Genomic DNA, 2182 nt, shown 5'->3' with positions numbered 1-2182 from the left:
GAACTTGTCCCGGCGTTCCCAGCGACTGGACGTCGCCCGAACCGGCTGCGCTACAGGCAACAAGTTGCTCATAATCCGTAAGGGTAGGCGCGGGGGTCGCCGCTGCCAAGACCTCGCGGACTGCGGAACTGCGCGTGGCCGTGTTGCCCCCGTCATCGTCTCCGCGTGCGCCGTTGACACGGCGACGCCCGGCCCTATCCGCCGGTGCGGCCTCCATGCAAGCATGGGGATCACCGATCATGCAAGCACTCCGATCATGCACAGGGAGGGGACTCGATGAAATCCAATGAACTGCTGCTGGATGCCTTCGGCCGGATCCGTGAGACGGTGGCCGCGGCCCTGGCCGGGGTTGATGATGCCACCCTGCTCCGACGGCCCGGAAGCAACGGGAATTCAATGGCCTGGCTCATCTGGCACCTCAGCAGGGTCGAGGACGCGCAAGTCGCCTCCGCCGCGGGCCTGGACCAGGTGTGGACCTCGGAGGGGTTTGCCGCCCGCTTCGGCCTGCCGCTCTCCAAGCGGGACACGGGCTACGGCCATACGAGCGGCCAGGTGGACGCGGTGCAGGCACCGCCGGAACTGTTGCTCGAATACTACGAAGCTGTCCACCGGCAGACCGTGAATTTCCTGGAGAACCTCGGCGACGACGACTTCGACCGCATCGTCGATACCCGCTGGGACCCGCCCGTCACCCTCGGGGTGCGGCTGGTCAGCACGATTGCCGACTGCCTCCAGCACGTGGGGCAGGCGGCCTACGCAAAGGGCCTGGACTCCGTGCGCGGGCACGGCTAGGCGGTCCGTGTCATGCAGGCGGCCGAAATTCGTGGACTCTTCCCGGGGCTACAGGAGACCATCTATCTCAACACCGCCTCGATGAACGTCGGCTGTGCACCCGCCCGCGAGGCCTACGAGCTGGCCGTCAAGCGATGGTCCGCCGGCAGGTTTGACTGGATGGATGCCGAGCGGGCAGGGGAGGAGGCCCGCGCCATGTTCGCGGAGATCGTCGGGGCGACGGCGGGGGAGATCGCGATCGTCCCGGCCGTGAGCTCCGCCGCCGGGATAGTGGCCGCCAACCTGCCGCCGGCGAAGCGCGGCGAGAACGTCGTGGTTGCAGGGAACGAATTCGCCTCGAACTATTACCCCTGGCTCCTGCTCCGGAACCGCGGTTACGAGGTCCGCGCCGTGGCACCGGGCGGGGACGGCGTGACGGCCGAGGAATTTGGCCAGGCGGCCGACGGCGGCACCCGCCTGATCGCCGTGAGTGCCGTCCATTCGGCCAACGGCTACCGGGCGGACCTGGCCGCGCTCAGCCGGGTCGCGGCCCGCTCCGGCGCCTGGTTCTTCGTCGACGCCTGCCAGGCCGCGGGCGCGGTGCCCCTGGATGTGGTGCGCGACGGCGTGGATTTCCTGGCCGCCGCGAGCCACAAGTTCCTGCTCGGCTCCCGGGGCATGGGCTACCTCTATGTCCGCAGCGGACTGCTTGACCGGATCCAGCCCGTCAGTCCCGGCTGGAAGGCCGCGCGCAACCCGGCCGGGAGCTTCTACGGACCGGCCATGGACCTCTCACCCACGGCCTCGAAGCTCGACACCTCCTTGGCCTGGTTTCCCGCCCTGGCCGAGCAGGCGGCGCTCGGCATCTTCCGCAGGTTTGGGATCGGGGCCTTGCTCGATCGCAACGCCCGGCTCGCCCTTCACCTTCAGCAGGCCCTGGCGGCGCAGGGCTCCTCGTTCCGGCCGTTCGCCGAGCAGCACCGCTCCACGATCTTCTCCGTGCCGGTGACAGACACTGAGGCGGTCCTGGCGCGGTTCCGCCAGGCCAACGTGGTGGTATCGGTCCGGGAGGGCAGAATCCGGCTGGCGGTACATTTCTACAATCTGGATGAAGAACTCGATCGCGTGGCCGGGCTGATCGGGCGAGGGTGAGCGGCGGCCGTGCCTCCTCATGGAAAACTGGGGCCGCCGCAGGACCGGTACTAGGCGCGCCAGTGGTCCTTGTCGTCGCTGGCGTAGGCGAGGCCGATCTGGCGCCGAACTTCGTCCATGGCCTCCATGACCTGAACGCTCTGCCGGGGCGGCAGGATGTCGTTGGCAACGGAGCCGGCCGCAATGAGCCGCTCCATTTCCCGCGCCTGGTATTGCATGCCGCGGCCGGTGACGGGTTCATCGAATCGCTCGACGATGT

General features: G+C 68.5%; 2 protein-coding genes and 1 pseudogene. 2 read left to right on the top strand and 1 reads right to left on the bottom strand.

Going from position 1 to position 2182, the window contains the following annotated elements:
* Window positions 1–276 precede the first annotated feature (276 nt).
* Both LQV45_RS27240 and LQV45_RS27235 read left to right on the top strand, forming a co-directional pair.
* Complete coding sequence (locus LQV45_RS27240) at window positions 277–792, top strand: DUF664 domain-containing protein (RefSeq protein WP_230009918.1); 516 nt, start codon at window positions 277–279, stop codon at window positions 790–792.
* A gap of 12 nt (window positions 793–804) precedes the next feature.
* Window positions 805–1923, top strand: coding sequence for an aminotransferase class V-fold PLP-dependent enzyme (locus tag LQV45_RS27235; RefSeq protein WP_230009915.1), 1119 nt, complete (start codon window positions 805–807; stop codon window positions 1921–1923).
* Between the two features lie 50 nt (window positions 1924–1973).
* On the opposite strand, the pseudogene LQV45_RS27230 reads toward LQV45_RS27235, so the two are convergent.
* Window positions 1974–2182 (bottom strand): annotated as a pseudogene (locus LQV45_RS27230) (gfo/Idh/MocA family oxidoreductase); the annotation flags it as partial.

The organism is Microbacterium sp. Bi128 (assembly GCF_918698205.1).
This window is presented reverse-complemented; position numbering and strand designations above follow the sequence as displayed.

Coding starts and splice junctions, on each gene's coding strand:
- LQV45_RS27240 (WP_230009918.1), top strand. CDS start 277: ATGAAATCCAATGAACTGCTGCTGGATGCCTTCGGCCGGATCCGTGAG.
- LQV45_RS27235 (WP_230009915.1), top strand. CDS start 805: ATGCAGGCGGCCGAAATTCGTGGACTCTTCCCGGGGCTACAGGAGACC.